The 17,164-nt window shown below is 71.2% G+C and carries 16 protein-coding genes and 1 riboswitch; of the genes, 12 read left to right on the top strand and 4 right to left on the bottom strand.

Annotated features, from left to right (window positions below):
- Nucleotides 1–55: 55 nt before the first annotated feature.
- The 6 genes from ACZ53K_RS00200 to ACZ53K_RS00175 all read left to right on the top strand — a co-directional run bounded on the left by ACZ53K_RS00200 (nucleotide 56) and on the right by ACZ53K_RS00175 (nucleotide 3,284).
- A complete protein-coding gene (locus ACZ53K_RS00200; RefSeq protein ID WP_468830044.1) occupies nucleotides 56–232 on the top strand; it encodes a hypothetical protein in 177 nt (58 codons plus the stop codon).
- A 36-nt stretch (nucleotides 233–268) separates the two neighbouring features.
- The gene (locus ACZ53K_RS00195) at nucleotides 269–499 is read left to right on the top strand and encodes a DUF397 domain-containing protein (protein ID WP_468830042.1); all 231 of its coding nucleotides are present in this window, start codon (nucleotides 269–271) and stop codon (nucleotides 497–499) included.
- Between the two features lie 80 nt (nucleotides 500–579).
- Entirely contained in the window at nucleotides 580–1,065 is a 486-nt protein-coding gene (locus ACZ53K_RS00190; protein WP_468830040.1) for a hypothetical protein, read from the top strand.
- 182 nt (nucleotides 1,066–1,247) lie between these two features.
- Complete coding sequence (locus ACZ53K_RS00185; protein ID WP_468830038.1) at nucleotides 1,248–1,703, top strand: tyrosine-type recombinase/integrase; 456 nt, start codon at nucleotides 1,248–1,250, stop codon at nucleotides 1,701–1,703.
- 35 nt (nucleotides 1,704–1,738) lie between these two features.
- On the top strand, nucleotides 1,739–2,557 hold the full coding sequence (locus ACZ53K_RS00180) for an SOS response-associated peptidase (RefSeq protein ID WP_468830036.1): 819 nt from the start codon (nucleotides 1,739–1,741) through the stop codon (nucleotides 2,555–2,557).
- A gap of 100 nt (nucleotides 2,558–2,657) precedes the next feature.
- Complete coding sequence (locus tag ACZ53K_RS00175) at nucleotides 2,658–3,284, top strand: alpha/beta hydrolase family protein (protein ID WP_468830034.1); 627 nt, start codon at nucleotides 2,658–2,660, stop codon at nucleotides 3,282–3,284.
- Between the two features lie 57 nt (nucleotides 3,285–3,341).
- On the opposite strand, the gene ACZ53K_RS00170 is transcribed toward ACZ53K_RS00175, so the two are convergent.
- Nucleotides 3,342–3,935, bottom strand: coding sequence for a helix-turn-helix domain-containing protein (locus ACZ53K_RS00170; protein ID WP_468830032.1), 594 nt, complete (start codon nucleotides 3,933–3,935; stop codon nucleotides 3,342–3,344).
- Between the two features lie 345 nt (nucleotides 3,936–4,280).
- Here ACZ53K_RS00170 and ACZ53K_RS00165 point away from each other — a divergent pair, with 345 nt between their 5' ends.
- The 4 genes from ACZ53K_RS00165 (at nucleotide 4,281) to def (ending at nucleotide 7,876) form a co-directional block, all read left to right on the top strand.
- Complete coding sequence (locus ACZ53K_RS00165; protein ID WP_398479988.1) at nucleotides 4,281–4,979, top strand: sigma-70 family RNA polymerase sigma factor; 699 nt, start codon at nucleotides 4,281–4,283, stop codon at nucleotides 4,977–4,979.
- Complete coding sequence (rsrA, locus tag ACZ53K_RS00160; protein WP_468830030.1) at nucleotides 4,976–5,383, top strand: mycothiol system anti-sigma-R factor; 408 nt, start codon at nucleotides 4,976–4,978, stop codon at nucleotides 5,381–5,383. Before ACZ53K_RS00165 ends, rsrA begins: the two co-directional genes overlap by 4 nt.
- Before the next feature lie 617 nt (nucleotides 5,384–6,000).
- Complete coding sequence (locus tag ACZ53K_RS00155; RefSeq protein ID WP_385226382.1) at nucleotides 6,001–6,987, top strand: tetratricopeptide repeat protein; 987 nt, start codon at nucleotides 6,001–6,003, stop codon at nucleotides 6,985–6,987.
- 247 nt (nucleotides 6,988–7,234) lie between these two features.
- On the top strand, nucleotides 7,235–7,876 hold the full coding sequence (gene def / locus ACZ53K_RS00150) for a peptide deformylase (protein ID WP_468830028.1): 642 nt from the start codon (nucleotides 7,235–7,237) through the stop codon (nucleotides 7,874–7,876).
- 101 nt (nucleotides 7,877–7,977) lie between these two features.
- On the opposite strand, the gene ACZ53K_RS00145 is transcribed toward def, so the two are convergent.
- From ACZ53K_RS00145 to ACZ53K_RS00135, 3 genes are all read right to left on the bottom strand, one after another.
- Nucleotides 7,978–9,867, bottom strand: a complete 1,890-nt coding sequence (locus ACZ53K_RS00145) for a transglycosylase domain-containing protein (RefSeq protein ID WP_468830026.1) — start codon at nucleotides 9,865–9,867, stop codon at nucleotides 7,978–7,980.
- A 168-nt stretch (nucleotides 9,868–10,035) separates the two neighbouring features.
- Nucleotides 10,036–11,106: a ribonucleotide-diphosphate reductase subunit beta gene (locus tag ACZ53K_RS00140; RefSeq protein WP_468830024.1), complete on the bottom strand. Its 1,071-nt coding sequence runs from the start codon at nucleotides 11,104–11,106 to the stop codon at nucleotides 10,036–10,038.
- A 2-nt stretch (nucleotides 11,107–11,108) separates the two neighbouring features.
- The gene (locus tag ACZ53K_RS00135; protein ID WP_468830022.1) at nucleotides 11,109–13,544 is read right to left on the bottom strand and encodes a ribonucleoside-diphosphate reductase subunit alpha; all 2,436 of its coding nucleotides are present in this window, start codon (nucleotides 13,542–13,544) and stop codon (nucleotides 11,109–11,111) included.
- Between the two features lie 158 nt (nucleotides 13,545–13,702).
- A riboswitch (cobalamin riboswitch) is annotated at nucleotides 13,703–13,867 on the bottom strand.
- Between the two features lie 503 nt (nucleotides 13,868–14,370).
- On the opposite strand from ACZ53K_RS00135, the gene ACZ53K_RS00130 reads away from it, so the two are divergent.
- Nucleotides 14,371–15,513 carry a TolB family protein gene (locus ACZ53K_RS00130; protein ID WP_468830020.1) on the top strand — a complete coding sequence of 381 codons (1,143 nt, stop codon included), beginning with the start codon at nucleotides 14,371–14,373 and terminating at the stop codon, nucleotides 15,511–15,513.
- A 49-nt stretch (nucleotides 15,514–15,562) separates the two neighbouring features.
- The gene (locus ACZ53K_RS00125; RefSeq protein ID WP_468830018.1) at nucleotides 15,563–16,924 is read left to right on the top strand and encodes a TolB family protein; all 1,362 of its coding nucleotides are present in this window, start codon (nucleotides 15,563–15,565) and stop codon (nucleotides 16,922–16,924) included.
- Nucleotides 16,925–17,164 lie beyond the last annotated feature (240 nt).

Here is a 17,164-nt window from a genome sequence, read left to right as displayed (position 1 = left end):
GGATGATGATGGGAACATTCGTGTCCCGATGTGGTTGACGAAGAACGGTCGGCACATGGCAGACACAGAAATGGTCCTGCTTCCGTCCGAGGTCGCTCTACTGGCCGAAAGCCTGGCCAATGCCATGCGGGACGGCCCCAGGTCGATGCTGGACGAACTCTTTCGGGAGTCCGCGACGGCTCTTGCACCCGGTGTCGTGTACGTGCAGAAGCCGGAGCAGTACCCGTTCTGAGCCTGCCCTTCACTGATCTATCAGGAAGGCACAGCCATGCCCCGAACCGACCTGTACAGCCTGCCCATCGACGGCGCCAAGTTCCTCACGGCGTGCGGGGGCAACACGCACCCGGACGGCGAATCCTGCGCCACGCTGGCGAAGATCGGCCCCGATGCGTGGGCCCTGGGTGACAGCAAGCGGCCCGGTGCGGAGCCGCTGAGGTTCACCACCGCCGAACTGAACGCGGCCGGTATCGACCCGGCCCGCTTCGGCCTCTCGGCCTGAACGGCCGCTCCCTGACCGGCGGCCTCCGTTCTCTGGGGAGTGCGGGGGCCGCCTTCAACTGCTCTGACAAGGATCACCAGTTGCACTACCACGGCTACCTGTGGACGGGCTCGAAGAAGCGGTTCGACGAGGAGGCATTGCGGCGGCCTCCCCACCCCGATCCGCCCCCGGCCCCGGCCGGTGACGACGACACCGAAGGAAAGCGGCTCGTCGAACGCTATCGGGTAGTGCGGGCGGAGTTCCCCGTCAGCGACCTGCCCCCGCTGGAAACGGCGCGCTGGCTCACCAAGCCCGGCACGTTGGTACGGGGCACCTGGGATGAGCCGAAGGAGGCCGCGCAGGGGCTCGGGGAACAGCTCGCCGCGTACGCGCCCCGGTTCGATTCCGAAGAGGACCGCGACACGACCCGGCTGGCCATACTCGTCAGCTCCGCCGCCGAACGGCTGGCATGGGGCGGCGACGTGTCGCACGGCTTCTATCTCGAACGCCCCTCGTTCCTGTCCCTGGCCCTGGTGTGCTGCTCCCCGAACCGCGCCATGCCGGACCGGGACTGCCCGCTGCGGTAGGCCCCTCAGTCACCCTCCGTGCTGGTCGGCGTGGCGCTCCGTGTGCTGACGTGTGCCAGGTACTCGTCCGTCGTCATGCCGAGGTACTGCTGGATCATGGCTGCTCTCGGTCTGCGTACCGGCGAAATGCCTGCGCTCTGGGAAGCGACTTCCTGGACGACCGCGTACGTGTCCGCAGGCAGGTGGCCCGGGGCAAGAAGGGGCAGGGCCCGTTTATCGGCCCTCTCAAGCACCGGCAGGTAGGTGATTGGCGAGACATTCCCCTGCCGACCCACCTGCGGGAGGCTGTAGCGGCTCACGTCGCCGCTTACGGCACCGGGCCGAACGGAGAGCTGTTCCAGACGCTCACGGGGACGCTGGTGGCCACCACGGACTACTCGACGGCGTTCCGGAAGGTCATCAAGACTCTCGGGTTCGACTGGTCGCCTCACGATCTCCGGCACTGGTTCGCCTCGACGGCGCTCAGCAGCGGTCTGCCATTGTTGGACGTGTCCAGGTGGCTCGGACACAAGTCCATCAACGAGACGGCCGACACGTACGGCCACCTCACGCCGGACTCGACCGGACGAGCCATCACGGTCATGGATGTGGCGATTACCCAGCACCGTGCTGACGTGGTGCTGACTATGGCGGCCTGACTCGGGGAATCCGCAGGTCAGAGGGGTGGTTGAAGATGTGCGGACGGTATGCAGCGAGTCGCGGCCCCGAGGACCTGGTGGGGCTCTTCGAGGTCGAGAAGTGGGAGCCGGAGGAGACCCTGGCGCCCGACTGGAACATCGCCCCGACGAAGGACGTCCACGCGGTGCTCGAACGTCCCCTTAAAGACGCGGAAGACCGCCGTCCGGTTCGCCAGCTGCGCAGACTGACCTGGGGATTGGTCCCGTCCTGGGCGAAATCACCCGATGTCGGGGTGAAGATGATCAACGCACGGGCGGAGACGGTGCACGAGAAGCCCTCGTTCCGGCGCCCGTTCGCGGCCCGCCGCTGCCTGCTGCCCGGCGACGGTTACTACGAGTGGGTCACGGCCGCGGCCGAACGCCGGCTGGAGGAGCAGGGCAAGAAGAAGCGCCCCCGCAAGCAGCCGTACTTCGTCACCCCGGCGGACGGCCAGGTGATGGCGCTGGCCGGGCTGTACGAGTTCTGGCGGGACCGTACGCTGCCCGACGACCACCCGCAGGCCTGGTGGGTGACCTGCACGGTCGTCACCACCGAGGCCGAGACCACCCCGCTGGCGAACGCGGACGGCGGCGAGGGCCCGCAGGCGCTCGCCGACATCCACCCCCGGATGCCGCTGGTCATGACGCCCGACAAGTGGGACGCCTGGCTCGACCCGGCCCGTACGGACGTGGCCGACCTGCTGCCGCTGCTCGCGCCGCCGCCCGCCGGGCTGATGCGCGCGTACCCGGTCCCGTCCGAGGTGAGCAACGTCCGCAACAACGGCCCGGAGCTGGTCAAGGAGCTGGCGGCGCCGGAGGCGGGCACGCTGTTCTGAGGTCTGCCGCCGGACCGGCGCGCGTCATGACGTCGCGCGCCTGCCGGTCCGCCGCGCGCCCCGGCGCCGCCACGGGTGGGCGGGACGGCAGGATGAGGGCGTGAGCGAAACAGTTGAGACCCCTGTGGGTGAGGCACGCATCACCTGGCATCCGGCGGAGGACGCGCGGGCCGTGCTCGCCGTCAGCCACGGCGCCGGCGGCGGCATCGAAGCGCGCGACCTGCGCGCGCTGGCGGCGGAGCTGCCCGCGCGCGGCTACACGGTGGCGCTGGTCGAGCAGCCGTGGCGGGTGGCCGGCAAGAAGCTGGCACCGGCCCCCAAGACGCTCGACACCGCCTGGACCGCGCTGTGGCCGGCCCTGGAGAAGCCGGGCCTGCCGGTCGTCGCGGGCGGACGCAGCGCGGGGGCGCGCGTGGCCTGCCGCACGGCGCGCGGCCTGGGCGCGCACGGCGTACTGGCGTTGAGCTTTCCGCTGCACCCGCCGGGCAAGCCGGAGAAATCCCGCGCGGACGAGCTGACCGGGGCCGGACTGCCGACGCTGGTGGTGCAGGGCGGCCGGGACCCGTTCGGGCGGCCGTCGGAGTTCCCGGAGGGCACCCGCGTCGTCGAGGTGCCGTACGGGGATCACGGATTCGCCGTACCGAAGAAGGCGGACTTCGACGAGCCGGCGGCGATGGCCGTGCTCACGGACGCGGCGGGGGAGTGGCTGGACGGCCTCTTCGGCTGACCGCCGCCCCCGGTCCCCGGCCCGTCCGCCCCTGGCCCGTCCGCCCCCATACGCCCCTCAGTCTTCATCCTTCCTGCCGCGCGGCCGGGCGCGTACGTGCATCCGTTCGCCCTGCCGCCCGAAGAGGCTGAGCACCTCCACCGGTTCGTCGCCCGCCGGGCCGAACCAGTGCGGCAGCCGGGTGTCGAACTCCGCGGCCTCGCCGGACCGCAGCACCACGTCCCGGTCCGCGAGGAGCAGGCGCAGCCGTCCGGAGAGCACGTACAGCCATTCGTACCCTTCGTGGGTGCGCGGCTCGGGCGGGCCCGCCACCGGATCGATGACCATCTTGTACGCCTGGAGCCCGCCGGGCTGCCGGGTCAGCGGCACGAAGGTCATGTGCGCCCGGCGCTGCGGCACCGCGCGCACCCGCGGATCGCCCACCTCGGGCGCGCCGACCAGCTCGTCCAGCGGTACCTGATGGGCCTGGGCGAGCGGCAGCAGCAGTTCGAGCGTGGCCCTGCGGCCGCCCGATTCGAGGCGGGAGAGGGTGCTCACCGAGATGCCCGTCGTCTCCGAGAGGGCGGTGAGCGTCACTCCTCTGTCCTGCCGCAGCCGCCGCAGCCGCGGTCCCACGTTCGTCAGCACCCGTTCGTACGCCTTGTCGTCCATGTCTTCATTGCTGAAGCGGCAAGCGCGTTTGTCAAGAGCTGCGCCGCCCTTCCGCCCGGTCCGCGGGGTGGCGTGACCATGCTCACGGGCCGGGTCCGCAGGGCGGGAATGACGTGCGGGGTGCGGCTGTTGTGCCGGTTGTAGGAACGCTGAGGGAATCTTCGAAGAAGTGGAGTCCGCCGCATGGGAATCGCTTGCCCAGCCCGCCCGCAGGCCGCTGACCTGCAGTGGTCACAGCTGAGGGGCGCCCAGGCCGCCATGGCTGGAGCGGCGGCGGCACCGGATCGTCGTCTATTCTCCGAATCGAGCGGGTCCGCGTCCGGATCCGTCACGGTGTTGGAGGAGGTGGGTCCGGTCACCGGTACCGACGCAGGGACCGACGGCACGGCAGAGGAACACGCTGGCAACGGGAAGCGGGAGACGGACGCCGAGCGCAACGCGCGCTTCGAGCGGGACGCGCTCACTTTCCTCGACCAGATGTATTCGGCCGCGCTGCGCATGACGCGCAATCCGGCCGATGCGGAGGACCTGGTTCAGGAGACGTACGCGAAGGCGTACGCGTCCTTCCACCAGTTCCGCGAGGGAACGAACCTCAAGGCGTGGCTGTACCGGATCCTCACGAACACCTTCATCAACTCCTACCGCAAGAAGCAGCGCGAACCCCAGCGCAGTGCCGCCGAGGAGATCGAGGACTGGCAGCTCGCGCGCGCCGAGTCGCACATGTCCACGGGTCTGCGGTCCGCCGAGTCCCAGGCGCTGGACCACCTGCCCGACTCCGACGTGAAGGCGGCCCTCCAGGCCATCCCGGAGGAATTCCGCATCGCGGTCTATCTCGCGGACGTCGAGGGCTTTGCCTACAAGGAGATCGCCGACATCATGGGTACACCCATCGGCACGGTGATGTCCCGTCTGCACCGCGGCCGGCGCCAACTGCGCGGCATGCTGGAGGATTACGCCCGCGAGCGTGGGCTGGTCCCCGCCGGGGCAGGGGCCGCGACGGCGCAGTCGTCGCAGCCGCACGATCGGAAAGGCTCGGGATCATGAGCTGCGGAGACCCGCACGAGACGGACTGCTCCGAGGTCCTCGACCACCTGTACGAGTACCTCGACCGCGAGATGCCGGCCGGTGAGTGCGAGAAGTTCCAGGAGCACTTCGACGAATGCTCGCCGTGCCTGGAGAAGTACGGCCTGGAGCAGGCCGTCAAGAAGCTGGTCAAGCGCTGCTGCGGCCATGACGACGTGCCCGTCGACCTCCGGTCGAAGGTCATGGGCCGGATCGACCTGATCCGCGCGGGCGAGGCGGTGCCCGAGCAGAGCGTGCTGGAACAGGCCAAGCAGGAGCAGGCCGCGGCCCGTGCCGCCGCGGCCGCCAAGGCCCCTGAGCAGGCGTCCGGGCCCGGCCCGGACAGCACGCTCGACGCGCGTGGTGAGACCGCGCGGGCCGAATAGCGCGACGTATCACCCCAAGGGGTGAGGGGCGGGACGGTTCGTCCCGCCCGGTCCACCGATCCGCCCTCCCGGCGTTCGCCCGCGGGGGCTCGCATCCCGCTCCTCGGGCCACCGTTCCCGTACGCCCCGCTTCCCGCCCGGCGCGGACCGCTGCCCCGGTTTCCGAGGGCGCATCCGGCCTGTGGCCCGGCCGCGTTGACGATGGCGGCCCCGTTCCGTACGCCGCCTCCCGGCGACCTGCTCCGGTACCCGCTGCCGTCAACCACTGTTCGCCGTCGGTACGTTGACGCGCCGACGGCCCCCGGGAAGAGCCGCCCGCCCGCCGCCGGCACCCCCGCCCAGATCCGCACAAAGGCCCGCGCAAGGTCACGGAACCGATGGGTAATGAGCGGCCCCGGAGATGGGCATGGTTGGATGCGAAGGAACCCCCACGAACGGGGATTCAGGGGGTCGGCGAAAGGCAAGGAGCCGGTGAGGGGGTCGGTGGCGGGCCGCGGGCGGCGCGGCAACCGGGCTGAGCCCGGCGGCAATCTGTGGCAGGTTGTCGAGTAGGCCCTCGAACGACCCCCGGCCTCCGTCCGGGGCGGCATCCAGGAAGCAACCGGCAGGCGGGAATCGTGAAGATCTTCGGCAAGGTACGGCACCGGCCCTCCGCCTCGTGGCGGCAGGCGACCGACCGCGCTTTCACGCTGATCGGTGACGGCCGTTACGAGGACGCGGGCGCACTGCTGACGCGGGCGGCCGACATGGAGCCGTGGCTGTCGGAGTCCTGGTTCAACCTCGCGCTGCTGCACAAGTTCCGGCACGACTGGGAGCAGGCGCGCGCCGCCGGACTGCGCGCGGTCGCCCTGCTGGACCGCGAGTCCGGGGCCCCCGACTGGTGGAACGTGGGCATCGCGGCCACCGCCCTCCAGGACTGGCCGCTGGCCCGGCGGGCCTGGCAGGCGTACGGCCTGAAGGTCCCCGGCGAGGGCTCACCGTCCGCCGAACCGGTCGGCATGGAGCTGGGCAGCGCCGCCGTACGCCTCTCGCCCGAGGGCGAGGCGGAGGTGGTCTGGGGCCGCCGCCTGGACCCGGCCCGTATCGAGGTGCTCTCCATCCCGCTGCCGTCCTCCGGGCGGCGCTGGGGCGAGGTGGTGCTGCACGACGGCGTGCCGAACGGCGAGCGCACGACCGCCGCCGGCCCGTCCTTCCCGGTGTTCGACGAGATCGAGCTGTGGGCGCCCTCCCCGGTGCCGACCTGGGTCGTGCTCCTGGAGGCCGCCACGGAGGCCGACCGGGACGCCCTGGAGCGGCTGGCCGCCGACGCGGGCTTCGCCGCCGAGGACTGGTCGTCGTCCGTACGCCTGCTGTGCCGTACGTGCTCGGAGAGCCGGATGCCCAGCGACGAGGGCGAGGGCGAGCACCTGGACCCGCACGACCACAGCGAACCGGGCCACCCGGGGCCGCTGGGCCACCGTACGGCGGGCTCCGGCTCGCTGTGGGTGCCGGAGCGCGAGTGCGGCATCGCGGCCCCCGCCGGGCTGGTGCGCGGCCTGCTGGACGGCTGGGTCGCGGACAGCCCGGACACTCGCGAGTGGCGGGACCTCGAAGAGGTCTGCTGACGGCCGGCGCCGGACGGACCGGCGCGTGCGACTGCCGGGCGGACCGGCGCGCGGAGACCGGACGGACCGGCGCCCGCACCGGCGCACGGCGCCCGGCACGCTCCCCACGTGCTCCCGGCGCCCGGCGTGCTCCCGCCGCGCTCCCGGTGTCCGGCCGGAACCGGACGCGGTCCCCGAGAGCCCGCAGGCCGCCCCGCGTAGGCTGGAGGGCGAATAATTCGGGTTTCCAGGAAGGCGTACGGCGGACATGGCGCAACAGCCTGTTTTTGATCACAACGAGGAGCGGGCGGCGGAGGGCTTCGTCGACGACGTCACCGGCGCGGCGGAGCGGGAGGAGGCACACCGCGAGCGCGGCACGTCCCGCCCGATCACCGTCGTCGGCAACCCGGTGCTGCACAAGGAGTGCAAGGACGTCACCGAGTTCGACGGCGAGCTCGCCCAGCTCATCGACGACATGTTCGCCAGCCAGCGCACGGCCGAGGGCGTGGGCCTGGCCGCCAACCAGATCGGCGTGGACCTGAAGGTCTTCGTCTACGACTGCATGGACGACGCGGGCGTACGGCACGTCGGCGCGGTCTGCAACCCGGTCCTGGACGAGCTGCCGCTCGAACGGCGGGTGCTGGACGACTCCAACGAGGGCTGCCTGTCGGTCCCCGGTGCCTACGCCGAGCTGGCCCGCCCGGACTACGCGGTCGTCCGCGGCCAGGACGCCGAGGGCAACCCGATCGTGGTCGAGGGCACCGGCTACTTCGCGCGCTGCCTCCAGCACGAGACCGACCACCTGTACGGCTACCTGTACATCGACCGGCTCTCCAAGCGGGACCGCAAGGACGCGCTGAAGCAGATGGCCGAGCGCGAGCCGCGCTACCCCGTCGTCGCCAACGACTGAGTCCGCGGACGACCGGACCCGCCGCCGATCGGGCCCGCCGGCTGAGCCTGCCGTCGGCCGGGCCCGCCGCCGACTGAGTCACGGCCCGGTCCGGTCCGGGCTCACTTCGCCGTCCCCGTGGCGTACGCGCCCCAGATCCGGGGCGGTATGCCGTTGCCGAACCGGGCGTCGCCGCCCACGCCCTCCATGGGCAGCAGCCGCGGCGCGCCCGGCTTGCTGCGGAAGACGGTGACGGCGGTGGTCAGCCCGCCGCCGGGCGCGCCGTCGTTGCCGATGAACCACGCCGACCTCATGCGGTCCTCCGGGCCGGTGCCGCCCGCCGTGATGCCGTTCGGCAGCTTCTCGGCGGCCTCCTGGGGCAGCGACTTCCAGGCGAAGGCCCGCAGCGCGAAGTTGACGCTGCGCGCTGCCTCCGGGGCCAGCACGCGGCGCGGTGCCGGCGGTTCCAGACCGGGCAGCGGCTTGCCTTCGTGTACGACCTTGGTCACCGAGTACGGCTCGGTGCGCTTGCCCTCGTTGCCGAACAGCGAGTACGCGCCGGCCAGCCGGATCGCGCTGGGTGTGGAGGTCCCGAGCGGGAACGTGGGCTCCAGGCGGGCCAGGCTCTCCTTGCGCAGGCCTGCCTCGATGGCCAGGTCCCGGATCTTCTCCAGGCCGACGCGCTTGCCCGCGCTGACGAACGGCGGATGGGCGGAGGTCACCAGGCCTTCGTACAGGGCGGGCGGCAGCGGGGCGGCCGACGACGGGCCGCCGGAGTCGGGAGCCGCCTCCACAGCCGCCGCGCGGCCCTCGTGCAGGGCGGCGGCCAGCACGAACGGCTTGAAGGCCGAGCCGGCCGGTACGCCCGCGGTGTCGGCGTTGTTCACGAAATGCCGCGTCGCGTCCGGGCCGCCGTAGAGCGCGACGAGCGCGCCGTCCCGGGGCCGTACCGACGCGGCACCGAATGCGGCGTACGCGTCGTCGGGGCGCTTCTTCGGGTCGAGGCTGCGGCGCCGCTCGTCCTCCACCGCTTTCGCCAGCCGTGCCACCTTGTCCTTCTCGAAGGTGGTGTGGACGCGGTATCCGCCGCGGGCCAGATCGCGGTCGGTCAGGTCCGTACGGCTGCGGAGGTATTTCTTCGCGGCGTCGATGAGATAGCCGGTCTGGCCTTTCTGGCTGGTCGGGGTGACCGGTTTCTTCGGCTCGGGGAACCGCGTGTAGCGGGCGCGCTCCTCCCGGCTCATCACTCCGGTTTCCACCTCGCGGTCCAGAATCCACTTCCAACGCTCCACGGCGCGCTTGTGGTTGGCCTCGCCGAGCGCCGGATCGTACTGCTCGGCGCCCTTGAGCAGGGCGGCCAGCGCCGCTCCCTGGCTGGGGTCCAGGCTCTTGGCGGGGATGCCGTAGTAAGCGTTCGCGGCGGCCTGGATGCCGAACGAATGGCGCCCGAAGTAACTGGTGTTGAGGTATCCCTGCAGGATCTCCGACTTCGACTTGCGGTTGTCCAGCTTCAGCGCGATGAAGAATTCCTTCACCTTGCGCTTGAGGGTCTGGTCCTGCGAGAGGTACGTGTTCTTCACGAACTGCTGGGTGATGGTGGAACCGCCCTGGGCTTCCTGGCCGCCGGCCATGTTCACCGCGGCGCGGGCGATGCCGGAGAGCGAGACGCCGGAATCGGAGTAGAAACTCGCGTTCTCGGCGGCGATGACGGCGTGTTCGACGGAGTCGGGCACCTGGGCGAGGGTGACGTTCTGCCGGTTGACGGCGCCTTCGCTCACCATCTGGCTGCCGTCCGCCCAGTAGTAGACGGTGGCTTCCTGGCGCGAGGCGGCGTTCTCGTCCGGGATGTCGACCTGTGCGTACACGAAGACGAAGAGCCCGGCGAGCCCGGCCGTGCCGACGGCGGCGGCGCCGAGCTGCTGTCTCCAGGACGGCAGCCAGCGGCGCCAGCCGCCGCGGCCCCTGCGGGGATAGTCGATGAACCGTTTCTTCGGCTGCTCGCTGCCCTTCATGCAAGGGGAGAGCAGGCGAGTACGGGCAGGGTTGCCGTCGCCCGCACGTTGTCATCGACTCATCAAATCCGGTCCGGATTCGTCGGACATCCGGCGGACATAAAGAAGCGGACGGTGCCGGTCCGCGAACGCGGGCCGGCACCGTCCGACTGCGCGGAACGCGCCGGATCAGAACTCGTCGTCGAAGGAGACCGAGCCCTCGACGGCGACCTGGTAGGCCGAGGCGCGCCGCTCGAAGAAGTTCGTCAGCTCCTGGACGTTCTGCAGCTCCATGAAGGAGAACGGGTTCTCCGAGCCGTACACCGGAGCGAAGCCCAGGCGCTGCAGACGCTGGTCGGCGACGCACTGGAGGTACTCGCGCATCGACTCGGTGTTCATGCCCGGCAGGCCGTCGCCGCACAGGTCACGGCCGAACTGGAGCTCCGCCTCGACGGCCTCCTTCAGCATGTCGGTGACCTGGCCCTCCAGCTCATCGTCGAAGAGCTCCGGCTCCTCCGCGCGCACCGTGTCCACGACCGAGAACGCGAATTCCATGTGCATGGTCTCGTCGCGGAAGACCCAGTTGGTGCCGGTCGCCAGGCCGTGCAGCAGGCCGCGCGAGCGGAACCAGTACACGTACGCGAAGGCACCGTAGAAGAACAGGCCCTCGATGCAGGCCGCGAAGCAGATCAGGTTCAGCAGGAAGCGGCGGCGGTCCGCCTTCGACTCCAGGCGGTCGATGGACTCGACCGAGTCCATCCACTTGAAGCAGAACTCGGCCTTCTCACGGATGGAGGGGATGTTCTCCACCGCGGCGAACGCGGCGGCGCGGTCCTCCGGGTCGGGCAGGTAGGTGTCCAGCAGCGTCAGATAGAACTGGACGTGCACGGCCTCCTCGAACAGCTGTCGGCTCAGGTACAGCCGCGCCTCGGGGGAGTTGATGTGCTTGTAGAGCGTCAGGACGAGGTTGTTCGCCACGATCGAGTCGCCGGTCGCGAAGAACGCGACGAGCCGGCCGATCATGTGCTGCTCACCGGGCGACAGCTTGGCGAGGTCGGCCACGTCGGAGTGGAGGTCGACCTCCTCCACCGTCCAGGTGTTCTTGATCGCGTCCCGGTAGCGGTCGTAGAAGTCCGGGTAGCGCATCGGGCGCAGGGTCAGCTCGAAGCCCGGGTCGAGGAGGTTCTTGCTGCCGGTGGTGGCGGTGTGCGAGGCGGCGGCGGACGTTTCGGGCGTGTTCTTCTCGGGTGCGGTAGTCATGATTACTGGCATGCCTCGCAGGACTCGGGGTTTTCCAGGGAGCAGGCGACGGCCTCGGGATCGGCCGCCTGAGCGGGGACGGGAGCGGTCTGCGCGCCCCCGCCCGTGCCGCGCGCGGACTGGGCGATACGGGTCGCCGGCCGCGAGCGGAGGTAGTACGTGGTCTTGATGCCGCGCTTCCAGGCGTACGCGTACATCGAGCTGAGCTTGCCGATGGTCGGGGACGCCATGAACAGGTTCAGCGACTGGCTCTGGTCGAGGTAGGGCGTACGGTCCGCCGCCATGTCGATCAGCGCGCGCTGCGGGATCTCCCAGGCCGTGCGGTATAGCTCGCGGGTCTCGGCGGGAATCCAGTCCAGCTCCTGCACTGAGCCGTTGGCCTCGCGCAGCGCGTCACGGGTGCGCGCGTCCCACAGGCCCAGCGCCTTCAGCTCCTCGATCAGGTACGCGTTGACCTGCAGGAACTCGCCCGACAGCGTCTCGCGCTTGAACAGGTTCGAGACCTGCGGCTCGATGCACTCGTACACGCCCGCGATGGACGCGATGGTGGCGGTCGGCGCGATGGCCAGCAGCAGCGAGTTGCGCATGCCGGTCGCCGCGATACGGGCGCGCAGCGCCGTCCACCGGTCGGCCCAGCGCGGCTCGGCGTTCGGGTAGTGGTCCGGGTGCAGCACGCCGCGGGCCGTACGGGTCGCGGACCAGGCCGGGTGCGGGCCGTGCCGCTCGGCGAGGTCGGCGGACGCCTCGTACGCCGCGAGCATGATCCGCTCGGAGATGCGGGTGGACAGCTCCCGCGCCTCGGGCGAGTCGAAGCCCAGCCGCAGCCGGAAGAAGACGTCCTGGAGGCCCATCAGGCCCAGGCCCACCGGGCGCCAGCGGGAGTTGGAGGTGCCGGCCTGCTCGGTCGGGTAGAAGTTGATGTCCACCACGCGGTCGAGGAAGGTCACCGCGGTACGGACCGTGGCGTCCAGTCGCTCCCAGTCCATCTCACCGTTGTCGCCGAGGTGGGCGGCGAGGTTGACCGAGCCGAGGTTGCAGACGGCGGTCTCGCCGTCGTCCGTGACCTCCAGGATCTCGGTGCACAGGTTGGAGGAGTGCACGACCTTGCCGGGCTCGGCGGTCTGGTTGGCGGTGCGGTTGGCGGCGTCCTTGAAGGTCATCCAGCCGTTGCCGGTCTGCGCGAGGGTGCGCATCATCCGCGAGTACAGGACGCGGGCCGGGACCTGCTTGACGTAGCGGCCCTCGGCCTCCGCCGTGCGGTACGCGGCGTCGAACTCGTCGCCGTACAGGTCCACCAGCTCGGGCGCGTCGCTGGGGGAGAACAGCGACCAGTCGGCGTCGGCCTCGACGCGGCGCATGAACTCGTCGGGGATCCAGTGCGCGATGTTCAGGTTGTGGGTGCGCCGGGCCTCCTCGCCAGTGTTGTCGCGCAGCTCCAGGAACTCCTCCAGGTCCGCGTGCCAGGTCTCCAGGTAGACGCAGGCGGCGCCCTTGCGCCGGCCGCCCTGGTTCACGGCCGCGACCGAGGCGTCCAGGGTGCGCAGGAACGGCACGATGCCGTTGGAGTGGCCGTTGGTGCCGCGGATCAGCGAGCCGCGGGCCCGGATCCGGGAGTACGACAGGCCGATGCCGCCCGCGTGTTTCGACAGGCGCGCCACCTGGTGGTAGCGGTCGTAGATCGAGTCCAGCTCGTCCAGCGGGGAGTCCAGCAGGTAGCAGGAGGACATCTGCGGGTGCCGGGTGCCGGAGTTGAACAGCGTCGGCGAGGACGGCAGGTACGACAGGGTGCTGGTCAGGCGGTACAGCTCGGCGACGTCGGCCACGGCCCGCTCGCTGTGGTCCTCGGCCAGGCCGCAGGCCACGCGCAGCAGGAAGTGCTGCGGGGTCTCGATGACCTGGCGGGTGATCGGGTGGCGCAGCAGGTAGCGGGAGTGCAGGGTGCGCAGGCCGAAGTAGCCGAAGCGGTCGTCCGCGCCGTCCGCCAGGGAGTTTTCGACCAGCGCGTCCAGGCGGACCGCGTGGGTGCGTACGAACTCCGCCGTGCCGTCGGCGATCAGGCCCTCGCGGTGGCCGGTGGCGACGGAGGCGGAGAAGGCGACCGCCCCCTCCGCGGCCGCCTCCTCCGCGATGGCGCGGGTCAGCAGGCGGGCGGCCAGCTTGGAGTACTGCGGCTCGTCGCCGATCAGGCCGGCCGCGGCCTCCATGGCCAGCGAGCGCAGTTCGGCCTCGTCGGAGCCGGGGTGGCGGCCGCGCAGCGCGGCGGCGGCGATCTTGCCCGGGTCGGTGGCGGGCAGGTCGGCGGTGAGGTCGGTCAGCGTGCGCAGCAGGGCGGTGCCGGGGCCGTCCGTGGCCTGGCCGCCGGTGCCCTGCTGGGGCCGCGTGCCCTTCGCGGGCTGCACGACCTGCTCGGCTGCTGGCTCCGTTGGCGCGATGGTCACGTGCTGCTCTCCCTCACTCGGCGGGGGCCTGGGGAGGGCAGGAGGGCGCGTGCGGGCGTGCGGCACCCCCGGCACGGCAAGGGGCGCGCGGGCACACCGCGCAGCGTCCACCGGTCCAACCCGCGAGACCCGGACGTATCGACGACCGCGCCGGTCCTGGCGCGGGCGTACTGTGGGCAGGTCTTCGGACTCACGAGTGCGGTTTGCGCACTTCGTACACCGTTGCGGGACAGTTCCGGATTCGCACCGGATTCCCCTGCGACGACAGCGAGCACGAGCATACATCTTGTGCCGCCTCGTGCACCCACCCCCATATCTTGTGTCGCGTTGGCGCGGGGTTGTCCGGAGCCGTGGTATTCGGCGGCTGATCCGGGCGCGTTCCCAGGGGTGTTCGGGGGCCTACGGGAGGGTGACACGAGGCCGCCGTGGAGCCGTTTCCGGGGTGTTCCGGGGCCGTTCCCGGGCCGTTCGGGGCGGCGTGGACGGGGGTTGATGCAGGGGGCGTATTGGTGGCGCGGAATGTCCCTGATGCGTTGACCGGGGCTCCTGAAACGTATTGGCTCCTTGTTTGCTCCGTCGGCCGGCGGGGCGGGTGGGGGCCTTGTGCGAGGGGGGAAGCATGCGAAGAAGCGGTACGGCGTGTGGCGCCGGGCGAGTCGTGGGGCTGATGGCGGGAGCGTGCGTGGTGGCGGGGGTGCTGCCGGTGTCGTCGGCGGCCGCCGCGGGGCGGGCGGCTCCGGCCACCGAGCGGGTCAGCGTCGCCGCGGACGGGACGCAGGGAAACGGTTTTTCAGGAGATCCACGACTCAGTGCGAACGGGCGGTTCGTGGCATTCACCTCGGAAGCCACCAACCTGGGACCCGCGGACGCCAACGGCGAACAGGACGTCTACGTCAAGGATTTACGGACGGGAAAGGTCGACCTGGTCAGCGTCGCCAGTGACGGCACCCGCGGCGACGCCCTCTCCGGCTCGCCCGAGATCAGCGCCGACGGGCGGTATGTGGCCTTCTACTCCAGCGCGACGAACCTGGTCCCCGGCGACACCAACGGCGAGGGCGACGTCTTCGTCCACGACCGCCGCACCGGGCGCACCGTGAGCCCCACCGCGGGCGCCGGGAAGTCCCCGTACGGATACGGGGTCCAGAACTTCGCCCTCAGCGGCGACGGCCACCGCCTCGCTTTCGGCTCCCACCGCCCGGACCTGGTGCCCGGCGACACCAACGAACGCCTGGACATCTTCGTCCACGATGTGCAGGCGGGAACGGTGAAACGGGTGAGTGTGGCGAGCGACGGCACCCAGGCGAACGCCCCGTCCGCCTTCCCGTCGATCAGCGCCGACGGCCGCCGGGTGGCGTTCACCTCGAAGGCGACGAATCTCACCCCCGCCGGGCCCGGCTTCCGCCGCCCGCCGCCGCAGGACCCCCTGTACGTCCACGACCTGGCCACCGGGCGGACCAGGGCGGCGAGCCTGAGCACCACGGATGCCGTGGTCGGCGTGTCACCGTTCCCCCGGCTCAGCCCCGACGGCCGGTACGCGGTCTTCTCCGCCGTGGCCGACGACGTGGTGCCGGACGACACCAACGGCACGTACGACCTCTTCGCCCGCGACCTGGAACAGGGCACCACCCGGCTGCTGTCCCGCGCCCACGACGGTGCCCAGGGCAACGGCTGGTCCTCCGACGGGCGGCTCAGCGCCGACAACCGGCGGCTCTTCTTCACCTCCGCGGCCGCCAACCTGGTGCCCGGCGACACCAACGGCCAGGTGGACGGCTTCGTCCGCGACCTGCGGAGCGGACGGGTCGAACGGATCAACGTCGGCGTGGACGGCACCCAGTCGGCGTCCTGGACGAACATCGCCGCGCCCGACGCCACCGGACGGCTGGCGGCCTTCGACTCGCGCGACGACGGGCTGGTGCCCGGCGACACGAACGGGACGGGCGACGTGTTCGTCCGGCGGCTGGAGCACTGACGTACCGCGCGCTGACGCAGCGGCGTACCCACGAGGAGGGGAACCCACCATGAGGACCACCCGTACCACCGCCCGAAGAATCGTCACCGTGACGGGCGTGTGCGCGCTCGCCGCGCTGCTGCCCGCGACGACGGCCGGCGCCCGGACCGCGCCGCCGTCCGGCACCGAGCGGGTCAGCGTCACCGCCGAGGGGGCGCAGGCCAACGACGGCTCGAACGGCCCGGCGGTCAGCGCCGACGGCCGGTACGTCGCCTTCGACTCCAGCGCGAGCGACCTGGTGCCCGGCGACACCAACGGGAGGTCGGACGTCTTCGTGAAGGACCTGCGGACGGGCGCCGTCCAGCGCGTCAACGTGGCGAGCGACGGCACCCAGGCCAACTCCTCTTCGTACACCCCCTCCATCAGCGCCGACGGCCGGTATGTCGCCTTCGCGTCCGACGCGGCCAATCTCGTGCCGGGCGACACCAACGCCGACACCGACATATTCGTCCACGACCGCCGGACCGGACGGACCGAGAGCGTCACCCTCGACGGGCGGCCCCCGCAGGGCAGGCAGGGCGCCCAGATGCCGATGATCAGCGCCAACGGCCGGTACGTGACGTTCGCCTCCAGCCGCGAAGACCTGGTGCCCGGCGACACCAACGGCGCCCAGGACATCTTCGTACGCGACCGGAAGACCGGCACCGTGACGCGGGTGAGCGTCTCCGTCACCGGCGGCGAGCAGGCCGCCGGCCCCTCCGCCAGCCCGGTGATCAGCTATGACGGCCGCAAGGTCGGCTTCATCTCCAAGGCGTCCAACATGCCCCCGAAGCCGGCCCGGGCCGCCCGCCAGGAGGCCGGCCAGCGCAGGCCGCACAGCTACCCGTTCTTCCTGCACGACCTGGACACCGGCCGCACGAGCGTGGCGAGCCTCAGCTCGGCCGGTGAGACGGTCGGCGCCTGGAACGCCTCGCTCAGCCCCGACGGCCGCTACGCGGTCTTCTCCAGCCAGTACGGCGAGGTGGTACCCGGCCATCCGACAGGCCGCCCGGACCTGTTCGTCCGCGACCTCGTCAAGGGCACCACGGAGCAGATGAGCCTCACCCACGACGGCAAACAGCCGCTGACCGGGTCCTCCGGCATGGGCGTGCTGTCCGCCGACAACCGCCGTCTGTACTTCCAGTCCTCGACCCCCGACCTGGTGCCGGGTGACACCAACGGCGCCCAGGACGTCTTCGTCCGCGACCTGCGGACCGGCGCCATCGAGCGGGTCAGCGTCGCCACCGACGGCACCCAGGCCCAGGGCTATTCCTCCAGCGCCTCCACCGACGCCACCGGCCGCCTCGTCGCCTTCGACTCCAACGCGGCCGACCTGGTCCCGGGCGACACGAACGGGGTCACGGACGTGTTCGTACGGCGGGTGGGGCCGTAGGGGAGCGGGCGCCGCACCGGTCGCCGAAGGCGTTGCCGGACAAGCTCCTCGGAGCGCGGGCAGGCGGACGAACCGCAGCAGGAAGGTCACCGGGGATGGACGAGCCCACACCACGGACCGAATCGGCAGACGCCGCACTTCAGCGCCGCGCCGAGCAGCTACGGCACCTCGACGAACTGGCTGAAGGGGCACTTCCCGACCTGAGCGATCAGGAGGTGAGGGCCGGGGCTTGGAGCTGAT

Source organism: Streptomyces sp. NPDC033221, from assembly GCF_055577005.1.
The sequence above is the reverse complement of the archived record's forward strand: the minus strand, read 5'-3'. Positions and strand labels throughout refer to the sequence as shown.